This window comes from Georgenia phoenicis, from assembly GCF_047302425.1.
GTDB lineage: Bacteria > Actinomycetota > Actinomycetes > Actinomycetales > Actinomycetaceae > Oceanitalea.
On sequence record NZ_CP154855.1, the window covers coordinates 1,484,799 to 1,504,812 of the forward strand.

Annotated in this window: 19 protein-coding genes; 9 read left to right on the forward strand and 10 right to left on the reverse strand. The window is 73.6% G+C overall.

Going from position 1 to position 20,014, the window contains the following annotated elements:
* Position 1: 1 nt before the first annotated feature.
* Complete coding sequence (locus AA0005_RS07035; protein ID WP_413452699.1) at positions 2-895, forward strand: DegV family protein; 894 nt, start codon at positions 2-4, stop codon at positions 893-895.
* Here AA0005_RS07035 and AA0005_RS07040 read toward each other — a convergent pair.
* Genes AA0005_RS07040 through AA0005_RS07060 form a run of 5 tightly spaced genes read right to left on the reverse strand, consistent with a single transcriptional unit; the run spans position 892 to position 6,262 of the window.
* Complete coding sequence (locus AA0005_RS07040) at positions 892-1,878, reverse strand: ABC transporter ATP-binding protein (RefSeq protein ID WP_413452700.1); 987 nt, start codon at positions 1,876-1,878, stop codon at positions 892-894. The two genes, AA0005_RS07035 and AA0005_RS07040, sit on opposite strands and share 4 nt — an antisense overlap.
* Positions 1,875-2,858 carry an ABC transporter ATP-binding protein gene (locus AA0005_RS07045; RefSeq protein WP_413452701.1) on the reverse strand — a complete coding sequence of 328 codons (984 nt, stop codon included), beginning with the start codon at positions 2,856-2,858 and terminating at the stop codon, positions 1,875-1,877. Before AA0005_RS07045 ends, AA0005_RS07040 begins: the two co-directional genes overlap by 4 nt.
* Positions 2,855-3,757, reverse strand: coding sequence for an ABC transporter permease (locus tag AA0005_RS07050; protein ID WP_413452702.1), 903 nt, complete (start codon positions 3,755-3,757; stop codon positions 2,855-2,857). Before AA0005_RS07050 ends, AA0005_RS07045 begins: the two co-directional genes overlap by 4 nt.
* A complete protein-coding gene (locus tag AA0005_RS07055; RefSeq protein WP_413452703.1) occupies positions 3,754-4,698 on the reverse strand; it encodes an ABC transporter permease in 945 nt (314 codons plus the stop codon). Before AA0005_RS07055 ends, AA0005_RS07050 begins: the two co-directional genes overlap by 4 nt.
* Positions 4,699-4,711: 13 nt before the next feature.
* Positions 4,712-6,262 carry an ABC transporter substrate-binding protein gene (locus AA0005_RS07060; RefSeq protein ID WP_413452704.1) on the reverse strand — a complete coding sequence of 517 codons (1,551 nt, stop codon included), beginning with the start codon at positions 6,260-6,262 and terminating at the stop codon, positions 4,712-4,714.
* A 118-nt stretch (positions 6,263-6,380) separates the two neighbouring features.
* Between AA0005_RS07060 and AA0005_RS07065 the strand changes: the two genes are divergently transcribed.
* The 4 genes from AA0005_RS07065 to AA0005_RS07080 all read left to right on the forward strand — a co-directional run bounded on the left by AA0005_RS07065 (position 6,381) and on the right by AA0005_RS07080 (position 10,960).
* Positions 6,381-7,019 carry a DUF1028 domain-containing protein gene (locus AA0005_RS07065; protein ID WP_413452705.1) on the forward strand — a complete coding sequence of 213 codons (639 nt, stop codon included), beginning with the start codon at positions 6,381-6,383 and terminating at the stop codon, positions 7,017-7,019.
* A gap of 9 nt (positions 7,020-7,028) precedes the next feature.
* A complete protein-coding gene (locus AA0005_RS07070; protein WP_413452706.1) occupies positions 7,029-7,631 on the forward strand; it encodes a helix-turn-helix domain-containing protein in 603 nt (200 codons plus the stop codon).
* Positions 7,632-7,724: 93 nt separating this feature from the next.
* Positions 7,725-8,609 carry a helix-hairpin-helix domain-containing protein gene (locus AA0005_RS07075; protein ID WP_413452707.1) on the forward strand — a complete coding sequence of 295 codons (885 nt, stop codon included), beginning with the start codon at positions 7,725-7,727 and terminating at the stop codon, positions 8,607-8,609.
* Positions 8,606-10,960 (forward strand): ComEC/Rec2 family competence protein, encoded by a 2,355-nt coding sequence (locus tag AA0005_RS07080; protein ID WP_413452708.1) that lies wholly within the window; start codon positions 8,606-8,608, stop codon positions 10,958-10,960. The genes AA0005_RS07075 and AA0005_RS07080 overlap by 4 nt, the downstream gene beginning before the upstream one ends.
* Here the strand turns inward: AA0005_RS07080 and AA0005_RS07085 are convergent.
* The 4 genes from AA0005_RS07085 to rpsT all read right to left on the reverse strand — a co-directional run bounded on the left by AA0005_RS07085 (position 10,951) and on the right by rpsT (position 13,822).
* Complete coding sequence (locus AA0005_RS07085) at positions 10,951-11,460, reverse strand: NUDIX domain-containing protein (RefSeq protein WP_413452709.1); 510 nt, start codon at positions 11,458-11,460, stop codon at positions 10,951-10,953. The two genes, AA0005_RS07080 and AA0005_RS07085, sit on opposite strands and share 10 nt — an antisense overlap.
* A complete protein-coding gene (gene holA, locus AA0005_RS07090) occupies positions 11,457-12,458 on the reverse strand; it encodes a DNA polymerase III subunit delta (protein ID WP_413452710.1) in 1,002 nt (333 codons plus the stop codon). The genes AA0005_RS07085 and holA overlap by 4 nt, the downstream gene beginning before the upstream one ends.
* A 61-nt stretch (positions 12,459-12,519) precedes the next feature.
* Entirely contained in the window at positions 12,520-13,479 is a 960-nt protein-coding gene (locus AA0005_RS07095) for a DMT family transporter (RefSeq protein ID WP_413452711.1), read from the reverse strand.
* Between the two features lie 82 nt (positions 13,480-13,561).
* Positions 13,562-13,822: a 30S ribosomal protein S20 gene (gene rpsT / locus AA0005_RS07100; RefSeq protein WP_413452712.1), complete on the reverse strand. Its 261-nt coding sequence runs from the start codon at positions 13,820-13,822 to the stop codon at positions 13,562-13,564.
* Between the two features lie 320 nt (positions 13,823-14,142).
* On the opposite strand from rpsT, the gene AA0005_RS07105 reads away from it, so the two are divergent.
* Positions 14,143-15,945: a BCCT family transporter gene (locus AA0005_RS07105; RefSeq protein ID WP_413452713.1), complete on the forward strand. Its 1,803-nt coding sequence runs from the start codon at positions 14,143-14,145 to the stop codon at positions 15,943-15,945.
* A gap of 57 nt (positions 15,946-16,002) precedes the next feature.
* Positions 16,003-16,566 (forward strand): hypothetical protein, encoded by a 564-nt coding sequence (locus tag AA0005_RS07110; RefSeq protein ID WP_413452714.1) that lies wholly within the window; start codon positions 16,003-16,005, stop codon positions 16,564-16,566.
* 67 nt (positions 16,567-16,633) lie between these two features.
* On the opposite strand, the gene AA0005_RS07115 is transcribed toward AA0005_RS07110, so the two are convergent.
* Positions 16,634-16,768 carry a hypothetical protein gene (locus tag AA0005_RS07115; protein ID WP_413452715.1) on the reverse strand — a complete coding sequence of 45 codons (135 nt, stop codon included), beginning with the start codon at positions 16,766-16,768 and terminating at the stop codon, positions 16,634-16,636.
* Positions 16,769-16,897: 129 nt separating this feature from the next.
* Here AA0005_RS07115 and lepA point away from each other — a divergent pair, with 129 nt between their 5' ends.
* Positions 16,898-18,772 (forward strand): translation elongation factor 4, encoded by a 1,875-nt coding sequence (lepA, locus tag AA0005_RS07120; protein ID WP_413452716.1) that lies wholly within the window; start codon positions 16,898-16,900, stop codon positions 18,770-18,772.
* Positions 18,769-20,007 carry a radical SAM family heme chaperone HemW gene (gene hemW / locus AA0005_RS07125; protein ID WP_413452717.1) on the forward strand — a complete coding sequence of 413 codons (1,239 nt, stop codon included), beginning with the start codon at positions 18,769-18,771 and terminating at the stop codon, positions 20,005-20,007. Before lepA ends, hemW begins: the two co-directional genes overlap by 4 nt.
* Positions 20,008-20,014: the final 7 nt, after the last annotated feature.

Below are 20,014 nucleotides of genomic sequence, written 5' to 3' on the forward strand. Positions count from 1 at the left end.
GATGCCCGGCGTCGCGGTCCTCACCGACTCCACGGCCTCCCTGTCCCCGGCGACGGCGGAGCGTCTGGGGATCCGCGTGGTCCCGCTGCGCATCGTGCTCGACGGCGTGGACCACCCCGACGACGCCCTGAGCCGCGAGGAGCTCGCCGCTCACCTTCGTGGCGGCGGCACGGCGACGACGTCGCAACCCTCCCGGCAGGCGCTCACCGACGCGATGGAGGCTGCCGTCGACGACGGTGCCTCCGCCGTCGTGTGCCTGCACCTGTCGGCCGAGCTGTCGGGGACGGTGGCCCTCGCCCGGCTCGCCGCCGAGGAGGTGACCGAGCGGCGTGGCACGCCGGTGCACGTGGTCGACACGCGCACCGTGGGCGGTGGGACGGGGTTCGCCGCGGTCGCGGCCGCCGAGCGGGCAGCCGGCGGGGCGGACGTCGAGAGCGTCCTCGCGGCGGCGCGGGAGACTGCCGCCCGCAGCAGCGTCCTCTTCGCGGTGCCGGACCTGCGCCACCTCGCCCGCGGCGGGCGGATCGGCCCGGCACGCGCCTTCGTCGGCTCTGCGCTGGGCGTGCGTCCGATCCTCGCGCTGCGCGGCGGGTGTCTCGCCGTCACCGAGACGGCGCCGGGCGCTGCCCGCACGCGGCGCCGGATCGTCGAGCTCGCCGTGCGCGCCGCTGGTGGGCCGGGTGCCGCCACCCCGCGCGGCGACGGCGGGCCCGTCCGGGTGGCCGTCCACCACTTCGCCGACGCGGAGGCGGCCGACGCCCTCACCGCCGAGCTCGAGCAGCGGCTGGCGGAGACGGGCGCGCAGGTCACAAGCCTCGTCCGCAGCGAGGTGACCGCCGTCGTCGGGGCGCACACGGGCCCCGGCGTCGTGGGGGTCTCGCTCGCTCCGGCCTAACCGACGGGGACGCGCTCCCCGGCTCGCACGCAGTTGGACACGTGGCCCGGGCCGAGCGTCACGGTCGGCACGTGGTGGGCGCACTCCTCGACGGCGAGGGGGCAGCGGGTGCGGAAGACGCAGCCCGAGGGCGGGTCGACGGGGGAGGGGATGTCGCCCTCGAGGATGATCCGGCGGCGCTCGCGCTCGGCGACGGGGTCGTCCTTGGGGATCGCCGACATGAGCGCCTGCGTGTAGGGGTGCCCCGGCTCGGCGTAGATCTGCTCGCGTCCGGCGAGCTCCATGAGCCGGCCCAGGTACATCACCTGCACGCGGTGGCTCATGTGCTCCACGGCGGCGAGATCGTGGGAGATGAAGAGGTACGCGAGCCCGAGCTCGCGCTGCAGGTCCCGGAGCAGGTTCATGATCTGTGCCTGGACGGACACGTCGAGCGAGGCCGTCGCCTCGTCGAGGACGACGAGCGAGGGCTCCCCTGCAAGGGCGCGCGCGATCGAGACCCGCTGGCGCTGCCCGCCGGACAGCTCGTGCGGGTAGTGGTCGAGGAAGCGCTCGGGCAGCCCGACGAGGTCCATGAGCTCGGCCACCCGCCGGCCCCGGGCGGCGCCGCGGTGCAGCCCGTGGATCTCCAGCGGCTCCCGGACGGACTCCGCGACGGTGCGCCGCGGGTCGAGGGAGGCGAGCGGGTCCTGGAAGACCATCGCCGCCCGGCGGCGCAGCTGCCGCAGGCGCCGGCCGCGGGCCGCGAGCACGTCCTCACCGTCGAGCAGCACCCGCCCCGCGCTCGGCGTGACGAGACTGAGCAGCGCGTTCCCGATCGTCGACTTCCCACTGCCGGACTCGCCGACCAGGCCGAGCGTCTCGCCCCGGTCGAGGGTGAAGGAGACGTCCTCGACGGCGTGCACCCACTGGCGCCCCAGACCCCGCACCGCGGGGACGGGGAAACGGACCTGGAGCTCGCGCACCTCGAGCAGGGGCACCGTCATCTCGCCTCCCGGGGCGTCGTGTAGAAGGAGCGCACCCGGTGGCCCGGGGCCACCTCCCGCAGCTCCGGTCGTTGCGTGGCGCAGCGCTCGTCGCCGCGCACGGTGCACCGGTCCCAGAAGACGCAGCCCGGCGGCAGCGCGCGCGGGTCCGGTGGACTGCCCGGGATCGTCACGAGCTCCTCGTTGCCGGAGCCGAGCCGCGGCCGGGCGGCGAACAGCCCCTCGGTGTACGGGTGGGCGCGCTCCCGGAAGAGGGTGAGGACGTCGGCCTGCTCGAGTACCTGGCCGCCGTACATGACTGCCACGTGGTCGGCGAGACCACCGACGACGGCGAGGTCGTGGCTGATCCACACCGTCGCCGTGCCCAGCCGCTCCTGGAGGTGACGGACCGCGTCGAGGATCTGGGCCTGGATGGTGACGTCCAGCGCCGTCGTCGCCTCGTCGGCGATGAGGACCCTCGGCTCGCAGGCCAGCGCGATCGCGATCATCACGCGCTGGCGCATGCCTCCCGAGAGCTCGTGCGGGTAGGACCGCAGCCGCCGCTCGGGGTCCGGGATCCCGACGAGCTCGAGGAGCTCGAGCGCCCGCGCCGTGGCGGCCCGGCGCGTCATGCCGAGGTGCTCCTCCAGGCCCTCGGTGAGCTGCCGCTCGACCGAGAGGACGGGGTTGAGCGAGGTGGCCGGGTCCTGGAAGACGAAGCCGATGCCGCGTCCGCGCACCCGGCGCAGGGCCTCGGGGGAGAGGGTGAGGAGGTCGCGCGGGCCGCCGTCGTCGTCCCCGAGGAGCACCTGCCCGGTGACCTGCGCCGTCGGCGCACCGACGAGCCCGGTCGCGGCGAGGACGCTCATCGACTTCCCGGATCCGGACTCACCGACGATCCCGAGGGTCTGGCCCGGCTCCACCGACCAGCTCACCCCGCCGACGATCTCGGCGGTTCCGATGCGGACGCGGAGGTCGCGGACCTCGAGGGCGGGGCTCACGGCTTGCCTCCGGTGTCGGCGCGGACGTCGAGGACGTCGCGCAGGGCGTCGCCCACGAGGTTGCAGGCGAGGACGGTGACGAAGACGGCGGCCCCCGGGAAGATGCTCATCCACCAGGCCTGGTCGAGGAAGCCGCGCGCGTCGAAGAGCATCCGGCCCCACGAGGGCTCCGGTGGCTGCACCCCCAGGCCGAGGAAGGACAGCGAGGCCTCGGAGAGGATCGCGAAGGCGAGCGAGAGGGAGGTCTGGACGATGATCGGCGCGGCGATGTTCGGCAGGACGTGGCGCCCGATGACCCGCCCCGGCCCCGCGCCGAGCGAGACCGCGGCACGCACGTAGGGCTCGGTGCGCACGCCCAGCACGCTGGCGCGCGTGACCCGCGCGAAGATCGGGATGTACACGACCCCGATCGCGACCATCGCCGTCGTCAGCCCCGGGCCGAGGATGGCGACGATGGCCATCGCGAGCAGCATGACCGGGAAGGCGAACAGGACGTCGGCGCTGCGCATGATGACGGTGTCGAGCCACCCGCCGAAGTACCCGGCGACCACCCCGAGCAGCACGCCCGCGACCAGCGCGATGGTTACCGACACGAGCGCGACCTGGACGGAGACGCGCGCGGCGAGGAGCACGCGGGAGAACACGTCGCGACCGAGCTCGTCGGTGCCGAAGAGGTGCTCGCCGCTCGGTGGCTGCAGCGCACGCGCGACGTCGACGGCGTTGGCCGGGTAGGGCGCGAGCTGCTCGCCCAGCGCGGCGGCCACGACGACGACGGCGAGCACGAGCAGCCCGACGACGGCGACCGGCCGGCGCACCAGCGCCCGGACGGCGCGGAGCCGGTTCGGCGGGCGGCGCGGTGCGGACGGGGCGGCCGGCGGGACCGTGGTCACGGCGCTCACGAGGTCACCCGGATCCGCGGGTCGACCTTGCTGTAGAGGAGGTCGACGAGCAGGTTGATGAGCAGGAAGATGGCGGCGGTGAGCAGGATGGCCCCCTGGAGGAGCGGGTAGTCGCGGGCGAGGACGGCGTCGTAGATGAGGCGTCCCAGCCCGGGCCAGGCGAAGACGACCTCGACGACGACGACCCCGCCGAGCATCGTCGCGAGCTGGTTGCCCGTGATCGTGAGGACGGGGATGAGGGAGTTGCGCACGACGTGGCGCCCGAGCACCACCCTGTCCCGCAGCCCCTTGGAACGCGCGGTACGGACGTGGTCGGCGGCGAGCACCTCGAGCACGGAGGAGCGGATGTAGCGGGTGAGGATCGAGCCGGCGACCAGCCCGATCGTGAGCGCGGGCATGACCACCCGGCGTGCCCACCCGGCCGGGTCCTCGGTCAGCGGGACGTAGCCGGAGGGCGGCAGCCAGCCGAGGGTCGAGGAGAACAGCAGGATGAACAGCATCGCCATCCAGAAGTCGGGGACCGACACCCCGAGCTGGGACACCCCGCGGACGACGGCGTCGCTCGCGCGGCCGTGGCGCAGCGCGGCGAAGAGCCCGAGCGGGAAGGACACGAGCAGCGCGATGACGATGCCCGTGCCGGCCATCGAGACCGTCGCGGGCAGGCGGCCGAGGAGGACCTCGGTCACCGGCTGCCCGGAGCGGAAGGACACCCCGAGGTCCCCGGTCAGCGCGCTGGTGACGTAGCCGAGGTACTGCTGCACCAGCGGCTCATCCAGGCCCGAGGCCTCGCGCAGGCGCGCGTAGACGTCCGGGTCGAAGCGCGTGCCCATGGCGATGCGCACGGGGTCGCCGGGGACGAGCTGGACGATCGCGAAGACGAGGACGGAAACCCCGAGCAGCACGACCGCCGAGTGGAGGACCCGTCGCAGGACGAAGGCCATGTCGAGCTCCTCGTCACTCGCCGAGCGAGACGTCCTTGAAGCGGATCGCCCGGTTGCTCATCACGGTGTACCCCTCGAGCTGCGGGCTCCACGCCTGCACGACGTCGGGGTTGTAGAGGTAGATGTAGCTGACGTCGTCGGCGACCTGCGTGGCGACCTGGTCGTAGATCTCCTCGCGAGCCTCCTCGTCCGTCTCCACCCGGCCCTGCTCGAGCAGCGCGTCGACCTCGGGGTTGCTGTAGCCCTGGTAGTTGTTGCCGCCCTCGGAGTGGTGCTGGGAGTAGTAGAAGTCGTCCGGGTCGAGGTTGCCCAGCCAGCCCATCATGAGCATGTCGTAGCTGCCCTGGCCCTGCTCGTCCAGCCACGTGCCGAAGTCGAGGGTGCGGATCTCGACGGCGATGCCGACCTCCGCGAGCTGGCTCTCGATGATCTGGGCGGCCTGGACGGTCTCCGGGTAGTCGCTGGCAACCATGAGGTCGAGGGTGAGGTCCCCCTCGGCGACGCCCGCCTCGGTGAGCAGCTCCTGCGCCTGGGCGACGTCGTGGGAGTAGCGGTCGTAGGGGGTGTGGAAGCGCGAGGACTCGGGGATGGCCGTCTGGTTGACCGTCGCGTTGCCGTACATCGTCGCCTCGGTGATGGCCTCACGGTCGATGGCGAAGGCGATGGCCTGGCGGACGCGGACGTCCCCGTAGGGCTCCCTCGCCTGGTTGAGGGCCAGGTACCAGTAGTCGTTCGAGCCGACCTGACCCACCTCGACGGCGTCGTCGCCGGAGAGCGAGGCGACCTGCTGCGGCGGGATGTTGTCGGTCCAGTGGATCTCCCCGGCCTGCAGGGCGGCGAGCGCCGTCGTCGGCTCGGGGATGAACTCGAAGGTGACGCCGCCGACGGCGGGCGCGCCGCCCCAGTAGTCCGGGTTCGCGACGAGGTCGATCGACTCGCCCGTCGCGTAGCCCTCGACCCGGAAGGGCCCCGTGCCGACGGGCGCGGTGCCGATCTCGCCGGACTCGACGTTCTCCTGCTGGACGATCGCCACGCCCTTGAAGCCGCCGATGTTGGCGAGCAGGTTGGGGGAGGGGCTGGAGACGGTGATCGTCACCGTCGACTCGTCGGTGGCCTCGACGCTCTCGACGGCGGAGAAGCGCCAGGAGTTCGCGAGCTCCTCGTCGATGATGCGGGTGAAGGAGTAGACGACGTCGTCGGCGGTGAAGGGGGAGCCGTCGTGCCAGGTGACGTCGTCACGGAGGGTGAAGGTCCAGGTGAGCTGGTCCTCGCTGGTGGTCCAGGACTCCGCGAGAGCGGGGACCATCTCGAGGTTCTCGTCGGGCTGGACGAGGGTGTCGAAGACGTTCTCGAGGACCTGGAAGGAGAAGTAGGCGGTCGTGCTGTGCGGGTCGAGCTGGTCGGGCTCGCCGGCGATCCCGGCGACGACGACCTCGCCCGTGGGGGCGGCGTCGCCGGTCGCGTCGTCGGTGCCGTCGACGTCGACGCCCTCGCCGGTGCTGCAGGCGGCGAGGGTCAGGGCTGCCGCGACGGATGCGACGAGCCGGCGGGTGGAGGCGGACATGGTGAGCTCCTTTGGTTGCCGTGCCGCTGTCATTCGAGTGAAGATATCGTCAGTATGTTACTTCCGTGTGACGGGCACAAGACGGGTCCGTCCTCCGAGCCGAGACCTCAGGGACCCGATGACCTTCTCCATCGTCGCTCGCAGCGGTGACACGCTGGGCGTGGCCACCGCGACGTGCACGCTCGCCGTCGGCGCCGCCGTGCCCGCCGCCGCTCCAGGTGTGGGCGCCGTGGCGACCCAGGCGCGCACGAACCGCGCCTTCCGGTCGCGTGGGCTCGAGCTCCTCCGCGCCGGTGTCTCCGCGCCCGACGTGCTGGCGGTGCTCGGTGAGGAGGACGCGCGCTTCCCGCAGCGGCAGGTCGCCCTCCTCGACGCCGCCGGCCACGGCGCGGTGTGGACCGGGCCGCAGTGCCTGCCCTGGGCGGGGGGCTGGGTGCGCCCCGACGTGGCGCTCGCGGGCAACCTCCTCACCGGCCGGGAGGTGCTCGAGGCGATGGACGCGGCCTTCGCGGCTGCGGCGGACGCCCCGCTCGCCGCCCGCCTTCTCGCGGCGCTGACGGCCGGTGACCGCGCGGGCGGCGACCGACGCGGTCGGCAGAGTGCCGCCGTCGTCGTCGTCGCCGGCACGGACGACGGCGGGTGGCCACCGGACGCCGTCGTCGACCTGCGGGTGGACGACCATCGTGACCCGGTCGGTGAGCTGTGCCGGCTGCTCGACCTCGACGGCGCCGCGGAGGCGCCGGCCGCAGCGCTCTAGCATGGTCCCGTGAGCCACTCCGCGGCGGGCCAGGACGCCCTCGACGTCGGTGCCCTCGGAGCCGTCGTCCGGCGCAGCCGGCAGCGCATGGGGCTGTCGGTCGAGGCGCTTGCCGCGCGGTCCGGGCTGAGCACGGGGCTGCTCAGCCAGCTCGAGCGTGGGCGTGGCAACCCCTCTCTCCAGACGCTGTCCCGGCTCGCGGGCGCGCTCGGCACCCAGCTCGTCTCCCTCCTGCAGAGCGCGCAGCGCCACGGCGACCCGATCGTCCGGGCCGACTCCCGCCTCGTGCTCGCCGACGTCGAGCCGGGTCAGGAGGACTCGCCACGGCCGGTGCGCGAGCTCCTCACCCCCGACCAGAACCTGCCGCTGCAGCTCATCCGCACCGTCATGCCGCCCGGGTTCTCCAACGCCGCGCGCCCGTTCCGGCACCTGGGGCTGGAGTCGGTGCACGTGCTGAGCGGGCGGCTGGACGTCGTCCTCGGCGAGGCCCGGCACGAGCTCGGCGCAGGCGACACCATCACCTACGAGTGCTCCCAGGCCCACTGGTGGGCCAACCCCTCCGCCACCGAGGAGACGGTGGTCATCGGCGCGGTCGCCCCCTTCGCGGGCTGACGCTGCTCCCCAGGACGGCCGCGTGCAGGCCGCGTCCCCGGTCGGGGTGACGGCCCGGTTCGGCCGTGGGCGCCGGTCCGTACGGTCACGCGCATGGCACCGACGAGGCGGACGGACTCCGCGGCCCGGCTGCGGGCGCTGACCCGGCGCGCCTACACGGCCACGTCCGGGCATCTTGACCTGGACGACGAGGCCGGGCGCGAGTTCGACCGCATCGTCAGCGGGGAGGGCAGCGAATCGGCGGCCGACGGCGGGCGCGGGCGGGTGCGCGAGCCGCCGCCGCGGCGGTGGGTGGTCTCCGGCCGGGCGGTGGTCGTCGTCCTCGCGGTGGTCGCCGCCTTCGCCGGAGCGGTGGTTGCCCGGGCGATCGCCACCGGCCCCACCGACGCGGTCCCGGTGCCCGTGGTGAGCGAGGTCGTCGAGTCCGACCCCGAGGCTCCGCCCGTGGCTCCGCCCAGCGAGCCGCCCGAGACGGCGGGGCCGGACCCGGGCGCGGGTGAGGCGGCGACGGCGGGGGCGAGCGTCGTCGTCGTCCACGTGGCGGGGGCGGTCCACCGGCCCGGGGTCCTCGAGCTGCCGGCCGGTGCGCGGGTGGGGGACGCCGTCACCGCGGCCGGGGGCGAGCAGCCGGACGCGGAGCTCGCGGCGGTCAACCTGGCCCGGCCGCTGGTCGACGGGGAGCAGGTGTACGTGCCGCGGGTGGGGGAAGCACCGCCCGGCGCCGCTGCTGCACCGGAACCGGCCCCCGGACCGGCCGGCGCGGCGGGAGAGCCGGCGGCAGACGGCGCGGTGGTCGACCTCAACTCCGCCGACCTCGCCGCCCTCGACACCCTGCCCGGCGTCGGCCCCGCCATCGCCCAGCGCATCCTCGAGTGGCGCGACGCCAACGGGCCCTTCCACTCCGTCGAGGAGCTCCTCGAGGTGTCGGGCATCGGTCCGGCCACCCTCGAGAAGATCAGGGACCGGGTGCGCGTATGACTCTCGACCTGCGGCTCGTCCCCGCCGCGCTCGCCGCCTGGGCCGCGGCCTTCGCCGGTGTCCTCCTCCCGCCCGCGGCCGCCGGCGCCGGTGCGGGGGTGCTCCTGCTCCTCGCGCTGCGGCTCGGGTGGACGCTGCGGTGCGGCGGGCGGCACCGGGACCGCGCCGGACCCACCCCGCAGGCGACGGCGGTGCTCGCGCTTGTCATCGCGGCCCTTGTGCTCGCCGCGGTCGCCGCGCACGTCCACCAACGCGCGGGCGGGCTGCTCAGCGAGCTCGTCGCCGCCGGGGCGGTCGCCACGGTGAGCGGGCCGGTGACCGGTGACCCCGCCGTCGTCGCCGCTGACCCGGAGCGCGGGGGCGGTGAGCGCGTCATGGTGCCGGTGCGTGCGGACCTCGTCGTGGGGCGCGGGCTCACGGCGCGGGCCCGCGCGCCGGTGCTCCTCCTCGCGCCGCCGAGCTGGACGGGCACCGAGCTCGGCAGCCGCGTGCGGGTCACCGGGCGGCTCGTCGCGACCGAGCCGGGAGAGGACGTCGTCGCGCTCGTCATCGTGCACGGCGAGCCGCAGGTCGAGGCACCACCGCCCGCCCACCAGCGCCTGGCCAACCGGATGCGCGCGGGGCTCGTCGCGGCGGTCGAGGACGCGCCGGCCCAGGCCCGCGGGCTCGTGCCGGGCATCGCCGTCGGCGACGACTCGCGCCTGCCGCCGGAGCTGGACGAGGCGATGAGGGCGGTCTCCCTCACCCACATCACCGCGGTCTCCGGCGCGCACGTCGCCATCGTCCTCGGCGCGGTCCTCGCGCTGCTCAGCTGGGCGCCGCGCTGGCTGCGCGCGGCGGTCGGAGCGGCGGTGCTCGTGTGCTTCGTCGTGCTCGTCCGGCCGGAGGCGAGCGTGCTGCGCTCGGCGACGATGGGGGCGGTCGCGCTCCTCGCCCTGCTGCTCGGGCGCCCGGCCCGGGCGCTGCCCGCGCTGTGCGCCACGGTCGTCGTACTCCTCCTGCTCGACCCGTGGCTCGCCCGCTCCTACGGCTTCGTCCTCTCGGTGCTCGCGACCACCGGCCTCGTCGTCCTGTCCGGCCCGTGGGCCGAGCGCCTGTCCCGGCGCCTGCCCCGCGCCCTCGCGCACGTCGTCGCCGTCCCCGCCGCGGCGCAGGTCTGCTGCGCACCGGTCGTCATCCTTCTCGAGCCGGCCGTCGCCACATACGCCGTGCCGGCCAACGTCCTGGCCGCACCGGCCGTGCCACCGGCCACGGTGCTCGGCGTCGTCGCGACCGTGATCTCCCCGTGGCTGCCCGGGGTCACCGAGCCCCTCGCCGCGGGCGCTGGCTGGTTCACCGGGTGGATCGCGTGGGTCGCCGTCGGCTGGGCCGAGCTGCCGGGTGCGCGGCTGCCCTGGCTCGGTGGCCTCGGCGGGGCGGCGCTGCTGGCAGCCGTCACGGTCCTTGCCCTCGTCCTCGCCCGCCGGGGCCGGCGCGCGAGGCTGCTGGGGGCGGGGGTCGGGGCCCTGGTCGTCCTGCTCGCCCTCGTCCCGGGTCCGCGCCGAGCACTGGGCAGCCTCTTCGGCGGTCCCCCGGACGACTGGCTCGCCGTCCAGTGCGACGTCGGACAGGGCAGCGGCTTCGTGCTGCGCAGCGGGCCGCGCTCGGCCGTCGTCGTCGACGTCGGACCCGCCGGTCCCGCGGCCGCGGACTGTCTGCGCGGCGCAGGCGTGACGGAGGTCGACCTGCTCGTCCTCACGCACCTCCATGCCGACCACGTCGGCGGGCTGCCCGAGGTGCTGGACGCGGTCGCAGTCCACCGGGCGCTGCTCTCTCCGCACGACGGGCCGGTCGACGCGGAGCGTCGGGTGCTCGCGGCGCTCGAGGAGGAGGGCGCGGCCGTCGAGCGGGTCGGCGCCGGCACGGCCGGCGAGGTCGCCGGGATCGGCTGGCAGGGGCTGTGGCCCACGCCCCGGGCGGTGGAGCTCGCCACCCCCGGCGACGACGACGCAGCGAACGACCTGTCCCTCGTCCTGCGCCTCGAGACGAGCGAGATGTCGGTCCTCGCCCTCGGCGACCTCGAGCCGGACGGACAGCGCGGTCTGCTGCAGGCGGCACCGGGCGAGGCGCTGGAGGCCGTCGACGTCGTCCTCGTCCCGCACCACGGCTCACCCGCCCAGCTGCCCGCGCTCGCGGATGCGGCCGGCGGGCGGCTCGCGCTCGTCAGCGTCGGCGCGGACAACGACTTCGGCCACCCGGCCGCGCCGACGCTCGAGCTGTACGGACGCGGCGGGGCCCTCGTGCTGCGCACCGACGAGTGCGGCGCCGTCGTCATCGTGGCCCGCGAGGGCGGGCTGGCCGCTCAGTGCTGAGGGAAGCCGAAGGTCGTGACCGGCGTCAGCGTACCCGCGGCGAGGGCGTCGAGGACGTGTCGCTCGTGCGGAACGACCGGCTCGCCGAGAAAGTCGAGGGCGTCGAGGCGGACCCACCGCAGGTCGGCGGCCTTGGCCTCCTGCAGCACCGGCTCACCGTCCCAGCGGCGGCACGCCAGGAAGAAGTCGACGCGCTCGTCGATCGCCAGGCCGGTGCCCTGCGTCCGGTGCATCGCGGTGAGGGGGACGAGATCGGCGAGGGAGAGGCTCACACCGAGCTCCTCATGCGCCTCGCGGACGGCGGCCTCGAGCACGCTCTCCCCGGCCTCGACGTGCCCGGCCGCACCGCAGGCCCAGTACCCGTCCATGAAGCCGGTGCCCGTGCGCAGCTGGAGCAGCACGCTGTCCGCGCCCATGGTCTCCTCGCGCAGGAGGAGAACGTAGGCCGCGGGCACCACCCGGTAGCGGTGGACCGGACCGGCCCCGGACGGGTCGCTCACCGCCGGCCCCGGCTCGCCACGATGCGCAGGACCGCGCGCTCGACGGCGAAGACCGGGTCCCGGCTCAGGCCCTTGACCTCGGCGTCCGCGGCGGCGACGGCGGTGATCGCCCGCGCCAGCCCCTCCGGGCCCCAGCCGGCGAGCTCGCGCCGCGCCTGGTCCACCTGCCACGGCGCCAGGCCCAGGCCACCAGCGCCGCCGCGGCCGGACATCGCCTCGACCTTGGCCATCGTGCGCAGCTTGACCGCCAGCGCGGCAACGAGGACAACCGGGTTGGCGCCGGACTCGAGCGCGTGGCGCAGCAGCGTGACGGCCTGCCCGGCGTTGCCGGCGATGGCGGCGTCGGCGACCTTGAAGCCCGTCGCCTCCACCCGGCCACCGTGGTACCGCTCGACGACGTCCGCGCTGATGCGCCCGGTGGTGTCGGCGACGAGCTGCGTGCAGGCGGCCGCGAGCTCGCGCAGGTCGGAGCCCACCGCCTGGACCAGCGCCTGGATCGCGCCCTGGTCGATCTGCCGGCGGGCCCGCCGGAACTCGGCGGAGACGAAGGCGGCCTTCTCCGCGTCCCGCTTGACCGGCTCGCAGGCCACGACGGGGTGGCCGGCCTTGGTGACGGCGTCGAGCAGACGCTTGCCGCGCACACCACCACCGTGCTGGAGGACGAGGGTGACGTCGTCGGCGGGGGCGCGCAGGTAGGTGATGGTGTCGTCGATGAGGGCGTCGGTGCAGCTCTCGACGCCGGTGATGACGATGCACCTGGCCTCGCCGAAGAGCGAGGGGCTGGCGAGCATCTCGAGGCGGCCGGAGTCGTAGGCGGCGGCGTCGAGGCGGGTCACCTCCGTGCCGGAGTCCGCCTCGCGGGCCTGCTCGACGATGCGCGCGACCGCGCGGTCGCTGAGCACGCCCTCGGCGCCGCGCACGAGCACGACGGGAGCGAGCGGGGCCTCGTCCCAGCTCAGTCCGGACGGGGCGCTGGCGCGACGGGTCTTCGGGGGCACGCCCCAAGCCTGCCACGGACCACCCACAGCGCCGGCACCGGCGGGAGCACGCGGGTCGGCACTACTGTCGCGCGCCGCGCCGGGGGACGGAGGCGATCGAGATCGCGACGAGCGCGAGGAGGGTGCCGGCCACCGTCGTCGGGCTCACGACCGATCCGGCGACCGGCGCGAGCAGGTCGAGCGCGAGGGAGCCGATGAGCTGGCCGGCGATCGAGCCGAGCCCGAGCACGAGGACGCCGGTGCGCGGGACGATCGCCGCGGAGCCGGCGATGAAGACGATGCCGTAGAGCCCCCCGGTGTACAGCCACCACTCGCCGGGCAGCTCCTCGGGCAGCCCGCGGCCGCGGACCAGCACGGCGGCGAGGAGCGCGACGGTCCCCGCGACGAAGTTCGACACGGTCGCCGTCAGCGGCGAGCCGCCCACGGCCCCGACGCGCGCGTTCGCGGCGTGCTGGAAGCCGGTGAGGAGGCCCGCGAGGAGTGGGAGGAGGGCGGGCAGGAGCAGCTCCTGCCACGGGCGCTCCCCGGTGAAGGAGGAGGACGCCGCGAGGACGACCGCCACGAGAACGAGGCCCGCACCGACGAGCCGCGGCGTCGTCGGCCGCCGGCGCACGTCCTGCGCAAAGCCGATCGCGTCGGTGAGCAGCCCGCTCAGCGTCTGCCCCGCGACCACCGCGACGGTGAAGACGGCCACCCCGACGACGGCGACGACGGCGGACTGGGTGAGGACGAGCACCGCGCCGATCGTGCCGGCGAGGAGGTAGACGGGAGGCAGCTCGCGCCGGCGGACCGCGCCCGGGAGGCGCAGCACCCCGCGCCGCACCCGCGGCAGCGCGAGCGCGACGACGACCATGACGACGAGCCCGCCGCCGAAGCTCAGCAGCGCGGCGAGGACCGGGTCCTCCAGCTGCGCGCCGAGCTCGCCGTTGATGCGCGACTGCACGGGCACGACTGCACCGATCGCGGCGGCGAGCAGCGCCGCCAGCCAGACGGGCAGGGCGGGGGTGGTCCGGTGGGGCATCGGCTCTCCTCGAGGGGCGTCGGACGACGACGGCGCCGCTCCCCGGTGGGGGAACGGCGCCGTCGGCGGGAGGGCCGGGTCTTTACAGGCCGGCGACCTGCTTGGCGAGCTTCGACTTGCGCTGCGCGGCCTGGTTGGCATGGATGACGCCCTTGCTCGCGGCCTTGTCGAGCTTGCGGCCGGCGGACTGGAGCGCGGTGGTCGCGGTCTCCTTGTCGCCGGCGGCGATGGCCTCGCGAACCCGACGCACGTGCGTCTTGAGCTCGGACTTCACGGCCTTGTTGCGGAGACGCGCCTTCTCGTTGGTGAGGATGCGCTTCTTCTGGGACTTGATGTTCGCCACGTGTGGAACTTCTCCTACTCGCCGAAGCGATCAGACAATGGGTCGGTGAGGGCTGTGCCAGCGACCGGGACTGGGGAGTGGGGACACCCGTGGTCAGCCGCGAGCCGGCCCCCGCACGACCGGCGGAGGCTCAGCGAAGAACTTTACCAGGTGCCGGGCCCGTGCGGGACAGGTGTGGCGCCCGTCATTCGTCCCGGCCGGGAACCCTTCCGATTGCGCAGCAGCGGGCGCTCGGTAGCGTGATCGGGCGCCCCGCAGGGGGCAGGCTGAGCCAGGCACCGCCGGTCAGTCGTCAACGAGCTCACAGGGAGAACCACTCGATGCTGACCCGGTTGCACGACCTGCTACGCCTCCGGACGTCACCGGCGATCTTCTTCGGCGCAGCCGCGATCATCATCCTCTTCGTCGTTGCCACGATCGCCTTCACGGAGCCGCTGGACCGCGCCGTCAGCGCCTCGTCGGACTGGCTGCTCGCCAACTTCGGCTGGTTCTACATCCTCGGCGTCACCGTGTTCCTCGTGTTCCTCCTCTTCATCGCCGTCGGCCGATTCGGCCGGGTGAAGCTGGGGCCGGACGACGAGCCGCCGGAGCACTCCGGGCTGTCCTGGTTCGCCATGCTCTTCGCCGCCGGCATCGGGTCGATCCTCATGTTCTGGGGCGTGGCCGAGCCGATCAGCCACTTCGGCGACCCGCCCCGCGGGGAGTCGCTCGGCATCGAGGCGGGGACCTGGGCCGCGGCGAGTGACGCGATGAACTTCACGTACTACCACTTCACGCTGCACACCTGGACGATCTTCACGCTCCCGGCGCTGTGCTTCGCGTACTTCATCCACAAGCGCAACCTGCCGCCGCGCGTCAGCTCGATCTTCCAGCCGATCCTCGGTGAGCGGATCCACGGCCCGATCGGGAAGGTCATCGACATCGTTGCGATCGTCGGCACCGTCTTCGGTGTCGCGGTCTCGATCGGTCTGGGCACCCTCCAGATCAACGGTGGCCTCGGCCAGCTCTTCGGCGTCCCGGAGAGTGCCGGGTGGCAGCTCATCATCATCGGCGTGGTCTGCGGGATCGCGCTCGTGTCGGTGGCCCTCGGGCTGGACAAGGGCATCAAGGTGCTCTCGAACTTCAACATCGTCATGGCCGTCGCCCTGCTCGTCTTCGTCCTCGTCACCGGCTCGACGCTCTTCATGCTCCAGGGCACCTTCGAGTCGCTCGGGAGCTACCTGCAGAACCTCCCGGAGCTGGCGCTCTGGAACGACACCTTCGCCAACACCGGGTGGCAGAGCGGGTGGACGGTCTTCTACTGGGCCTGGACCATCACGTGGTCGCCCTTCGTGGGCATCTTCATCGCCCGCATCTCCAAGGGCCGCACCATCCGGCAGTTCGTCTCCGGCGTGCTGGCGATCCCGGCCGGCTTCTCCGTCATCTGGTTCGGCATCTTCGGCTTCGGCTCCTTCGACATCGAGCTCAACGGCGACGGCGGCCTGGTCGAGCGTGTCGTGGACGACGGCGACATCCCCGGCGCCCTGTTCGCCTTCCTCGAGCACCATCCGTTCACGCTGCCGGTCTCGATCATCGCCATCGGCCTCGTCGTCATCTTCTTCGTCACGTCCGTGGACTCCGCGGCGCTCGTCACCGACACGATGGCCAACGGGCACGAGGACTTCAACCCGCTCAACCAGCGCATCTTCTGGGCCCTGGCCATCGGTGCCATCACCGCGACCCTGCTCGTGTTCTCCGGGAGCGGCGGGCTCGAGGCGCTGGAGTCGACCATCATCCTCGTCGGCCTGCCCTTCTTCGTCATGGGCTACTTCCAGATGTACGCGATGTACCGCGCCCTGCGTGAGGACGCCGGTGAGCTGCCGCCCATGCGGACGCGTGCCTGGAAGCAGGTGCTGCCGCCGGAGGAGTACGAGCGTCGTGAGGCCGATCCCGAGGACGACACCACCGACTTCGTCGTCGAGCCGGAGGCGATCGGGGAGGCCCCGGAGATGCGCGACCCCTACGTGTCCGCCGAGCGCCGGCCGCGGTGGTCGAGCCGCCGCGGCACCCTCCCGGCGCGTACGGACACGGAGCGCAAGACCTACAGCACGTCCGCCGAGCGCCCTGACGGCGGCATGGAGTAGCCCTCCGCCGGCACCCTGCCGGACGACGAGGCCCGCTCGCGTGGCAGGCTTGGTGCCATGAGTACGACCAACGACGCGATGAACCAGATCGTCGTCAACGTCGTGCGCCTCGCGCGCCGGCCGGGCTACCTCCTGCTCGTCGGCGCCGCGGTGCCCGTCGGTGTCTTCCTCCTGTTCGGGCTCCTCCTCGGCCTGGAGGCCGAGTCCTGGGGCGGGTGGGTGCCCTTCGCCCTCGCGGTGCTGCTCGCCGTGCCCGTCGCCGTCCTCGCGGTGCGCCGCGAGCGGCTGCAGCGGGCGACGGCGGACATCGGCGACGGTCCGGTGACGACGGCGGGAGGCGTCGTCGTCGTGACGAACCAGCCGGCCGCGGGCGACCTGGAGGAGGAGCTCGCCACCCTGACGGAGGCGATGGACGAGGGAAGGGTGCGCACTGCCCGGTGGTTCCCGCGGGTGGAGGCCACCCAGCGGGCGCTGCTGCGGGCGGCCGGCGGGCCGGTCAGGGCGCCCTACCTGCGCGACGACCTGCGGGTCACGCTCGTCGCCTTCCTCGGCACGGTCGCCGCGATCCCGCTCGGCGTCCTCGGCTCCTTCATGAGCGCCTTCGCCCTGCTCGTGTCCTGACCGGAGAACCCAGCTCTCGGTGAGTGTGGCTGGCCCCCATCGCCGAGAGCCGGATCCTCCGCCACGGCTACGTCGGGTTGGCACGCAGCTCGTCGGCGATCTCCTCCTCCGGACGCGGCGGGACCGTCTCGTCCTCCTCGAGGGAGACCGGCTCGGCCTCGCGGGCGGTGGGCTCGGTCGGCTCGTCTGGCTGCGTCGACATGGTGTTCCTCTCCTCCTCGGACAGACCCCGGGGCGGAGGCGCGGGTCGGCGGCGCCTCGTGGGACCATGGGAGGCAGTGTGTCCTCGCGGAGCAGGTTCCGCGCGTCGTCGTCGCTTGAAGGAACGTGAGTGTCCCCGATCCCCAGCCCCGAGCTGACCCGAGCGATCGCCCCCGCGGCGACCGCGCCCGAGCTGCTGCGCAACTTCTGCATCATCGCGCACATCGACCACGGCAAGTCGACCCTGGCCGACCGCATGCTCCAGCTCACCGGCGTCGTCGAGGACCGCGCGATGCGCGCCCAGTACCTCGACCGGATGGACATCGAGCGTGAGCGCGGCATCACGATCAAGTCCCAGGCCGTGCGCATGCCGTGGCAGGTGGGGGAGCGCGCCTACGCACTCAACATGATCGACACCCCCGGCCACGTCGACTTCACCTACGAGGTCTCCCGCTCGCTCGCCGCCTGCGAGGGTGCACTCCTCCTCGTCGACGCCGCCCAGGGCATCGAGGCCCAGACCCTCGCCAACCTCTACCTGGCGATGGAGAACGACCTCACGATCATCCCGGTCCTCAACAAGATCGACCTGCCCGGCGCCCAGCCCGAGCGCTACGCGGACGAGCTCGCCGGCCTCATCGGCGGGGACCCGGAGGACTGCCTCCGGGTGTCGGGCAAGACGGGCGTCGGCGTGCCCGCGCTCCTCGACCGCATCGTCAGCGACATCCCGGCTCCCGTCGGCGACCCGGACGCCCCCGCGCGGGCGATGATCTTCGACTCCGTCTACGACACCTACCGCGGCGTCGTCACCTACGTGCGCGTCGTCGACGGCGAGATCAAGCCGCGCGAGAAGCTCACGATGATGTCGACCGGCACGAGCGTCGACCTCCTCGAGATCGGCGTCAGCTCCCCGGAGCCCAAGCCCACCAAGGGCCTGGGCGTCGGTGAGGTCGGCTACCTCATCACCGGCGTCAAGGACGTGCGCCAGTCGCGCGTCGGTGACACGGTCACCAACGCTGCCCGCCCCGCCTCCGAGGCGGCCGGCGAGTACCGCGACCCGCAGCCGATGGTCTACTCCGGGCTCTTCCCGGTGGACGGCTCGGACTACCCGGTGCTGCGTGACGCGCTGGACAAGCTCAAGCTCAACGACGCCGCGCTCGCCTACGAGCCGGAGACCTCGGTCGCGCTCGGCTTCGGCTTCCGCTGCGGCTACCTCGGCCTGCTCCACCTCGAGATCGTGCGCGAGCGCCTCGAGCGCGAGTTCGACCTCGACCTCATCTCCACCGCTCCCAACGTCGTCTACGGCGTCGTCACCGAGGACGGCACGCGGACCGAGGTGACCAACCCGAGCGAGTACCCCGACGGGAAGATCACCGAGGTCTACGAGCCGGTCGTGCGCGCGACGATCATCACGCCGTCGGAGTTCATCGGCCCGGTCATGGAGCTGTGCCAGCAGCGGCGCGGCACCCAGGACGGGATGGACTACCTGTCCCCGGAGCGCGTGGAGATGCGCTACCACCTGCCGCTGGCCGAGATCGTCTTCGACTTCTTCGACCAGCTCAAGTCGCGCACCCGCGGCTACGCCTCCTTCGACTACGAGGCCGACGGCGAGCAGGTCGCCGACCTCGTCAAGGTCGACATCCTCCTCCACGGCGAGAAGGTCGACGCCTTCAGCTCGATCGTCCACCGCGACAAGGCCTACTCCTACGGGGTGGAGATGGCCGGCAAGCTGCGCGAGATCATCCCCCGGCAGCAGTTCGAGGTGCCGATCCAGGCCGCCATCGGCGCCCGGATCATCGCCCGCGAGACCATCCGCGCGCTGCGCAAGGACATGCTCGCCAAGTGCTACGGCGGTGACATCTCCCGCAAGCGCAAGCTCCTGGAGAAGCAGAAGGAGGGCAAGAAGCGGATGAAGCAGATCGGCCGGGTCGAGGTCCCGCCGGAGGCCTTCATCGCCGCACTGTCCTCCGACACCCCGACCGGCAAGGACGCCAAGGGCAAGAAGTGAGCCCTGCCCTTCCCGCGGGCGACCCGGTCCCCGCCGACGGCGCCCTCCCGGCGTCCGCGGCGGCCGGCTCGGCCGAGCGCGACTTCGGCGTCTACCTCCACGTGCCCTTCTGCCGGGTGCGCTGCGGGTACTGCGACTTCAACACCTACACCGCCACCGAGCTCGGGGGCGGGGCCAGCCAGGCCGCCTACGCGGACACCGCGCGCCGGGAGATCGATCTCGCCGCCGGCGTGCTCGAGCGGGCGGGCGTGGCGCGGCGCGAGGTGTCGACCGTCTTCGTCGGCGGCGGCACGCCTACGCTCCTGCCCGCTGCCGACCTCGCGACGATGCTCACCCACGTCCGCGGCACGTGGGGCCTGGCCGACGGCGCGGAGGTGACGACGGAGGCCAACCCGGACTCCGTCACGCCGGCCTCCCTCGAGCAGCTCGCCGACGCCGGCTTCACGCGCGTGTCCTTCGGCATGCAGTCCGCCGTCCCGCACGTCCTCGCCACCCTCGACCGCACCCACGACCCCGCCCGCCTGCCCGACGTCGTCCGCTGGGCGCGCGACGCGGGCCTCGACGTCTCGGTCGACCTCATCTACGGCACCCCGGGGGAGTCGCTCGGCGACTGGCGGACCAGCCTGGAGACCGCCGTAGCCCTCGAGCCGGACCACGTGTCCGCCTACGCGCTCGGGATCGAGCCGGGGACCAAGATGGGCGCGCAGGTCCGTCGCGGCGAGCTACCCATGCCGGACGACGACGACGCGGCCCTCAAGTACGAGGTGGCCGACGACGTCCTCACCGCCGCCGGCCTGTCCTGGTACGAGGTGTCGAACTTCGCGACGACGCCGGAGCACGCGTGCCGGCACAACCTCAACTACTGGCGGGGTGCCGACTGGTGGGGCGTGGGGCCGGGCGCGCACAGTCACGTCGGCGGGGTGCGCTGGTGGAACGTCAAGCACCCGCGCGCGTACGCCCACCGGCTCGAGCAGGGGCTGAGCCCGGGCGCCGGGCACGAGGTGCTCGACGACGGCGCCCGCGAGCTCGAGCGGGTGCTGCTCGGCGTGCGGCTTGCCGAGGGTCTGGAGCTGGAGCCGGGGACCGGCCGGGTGCCCGAGCGGCACCGCGAGGCCGTCGCCGGGCTCATCGCCGAGGGGCTCGTCGACATGCCCGCCGCCCGCGCCGGCCGCATCCTCCTCACCCGTCGCGGCCGCCTGCTGGCCGACACGGTCGTCCGCGCCCTCACCGACTGACGACCCA